This window comes from Herbaspirillum lusitanum P6-12 (assembly GCF_000256565.1).
Taxonomy (GTDB): domain Bacteria; phylum Pseudomonadota; class Gammaproteobacteria; order Burkholderiales; family Burkholderiaceae_D; genus Herbaspirillum; species Herbaspirillum lusitanum.
Genome location: NZ_AJHH01000171.1, coordinates 1 through 1,383 on the forward strand (window position 1 = coordinate 1; position 1,383 = coordinate 1,383).

Annotated in this window: 2 protein-coding genes; one reads left to right on the top strand and one right to left on the bottom strand. The window is 60.1% G+C overall.

Features of this window, described 5'->3' with window-relative positions; translation table 11 throughout:
• Positions 1-68 precede the first annotated feature (68 nt).
• Entirely contained in the window at positions 69-299 is a 231-nt protein-coding gene (locus HLUSI_RS0105890; RefSeq protein WP_016833088.1) for a hypothetical protein, read from the bottom strand.
• Positions 300-631: 332 nt separating this feature from the next.
• On the opposite strand from HLUSI_RS0105890, the gene HLUSI_RS27210 reads away from it, so the two are divergent.
• A partial coding sequence (locus HLUSI_RS27210) for a DNA-3-methyladenine glycosylase family protein (protein ID WP_040503205.1) occupies positions 632-1,383 on the top strand: 752 nt, incomplete at its 3' end.

Consider the following 1,383-nt stretch of genomic DNA (forward strand, 5'->3'; position numbering starts at 1 on the left):
CGGCTTGCAAGCCAAATTGCGGAAGATTCCCCGCAGGTGAACTACATCGGAGAATTGCGTAACAGAAATCAGCAGCGCACAACGCTTTCGTCGATGACGCGCAGATCGTCGCCCGCTTCAGATGCGACTGTGGATTCGGCTGCAAAATAAGCCATCCGGCGCGCTTCATACTCGGCACGCAAACGCACGTAGCGTCGCTCAGCAATGACTTGTTGAAAAATAAACACCAGGCCTGCCAGCACCAAGCACAGCGCCGCCAAGGTTGCGCCCAGGAATGGCGCAGTTGCAAATGAAATCATCGATTGTCCCCCCGGATAAATCCGCTCTCACGGCACAACAATAAGTTCTTGTTTTGAAACATTATACTCATAAGAATGTTTTTTGCGCGTTGAAATTTTCTATTGAAGGAGAACCTTCTTTAGTCTTTTTCTTTTCCGCCGCATCATAAATTCGCCACGAGGGGAGACTTCAATCACGGATGAATTGCGAGTAAGCGCTTATATGCGCCACGCCATCATCAAGCTGACGAACGTGCGGCGCGATCAGCAAATCCCCTCTCTTCGTGTTGGTGCGGGCGAAGCAATATATGATCGTGCTTCCACCCTCCGGCACAATTCTCTCCCGCGCAAACATGTCCGCCCACAAGCCCCCATCCGCTGCCGTTCGTGAATTGGCGTTCCAGCCGCCGCTCGACTGGGAGCGCCTGCTGCGCTTCTTCGGCGGGCGCGCCACGGCCGGTGTAGAAGCAGTTGAAAATGGCGTTTACCTGCGCGCCATCGAATGGAACGGCGACCACGGGACGCTGGCCGTGTCGCGTCATCCCGACAAGGATTGCCTGGTCGCGGAGATCAACGGCAAGGCCAGCCGTTACGCCGATGCGCTGGTCGCACCGTTGAGCCGCATGTTCGACTTGCAGACGGATACCAGACGCATCCGCAAACACCTGGCGCGCGATCCGTGGCTGGCGCCGCTATTCAAGGCGGCGCCGGGCTTGCGTGTGCCCGGTGCGTGGTCAGCGTTCGAACTGGTGGTGCGCACCGTCGTCGGCCAGCAAGTCAGCGTAAAAGCTGCGACCACCATCGTCGGCCGGCTGGTCGAACGCGCCGGCGAGCGTATCGAAGGCCATCCGCACGCGGCAACCGCATGGCGCTTCCCGACGCCGCATGCGCTGGCGACAGTCGACCTCGCAGCGATCGGCATGCCGGGAAAACGCGTCGCCGCGCTACAGGGTTTTGCTCATGCGGTGGCACAAGGCGACGTGCCCGTGGATGATCCTGCGGCCGACACGGCCGACCTGCGGAAGGCTTTGCTCGGCCTGCCCGGCATCGGTCCGTGGACGGTCGAATACGTCGCCATGCGCGCCTGGCGCGACGCCCGGTGCGG

Excerpts from the sequence above, each read along its gene's own strand:
- HLUSI_RS0105890 (WP_016833088.1), bottom strand. The coding sequence starts at position 299 with ATGATTTCATTTGCAACTGCGCCATTCCTGGGCGCAACCTTGGCGGCG.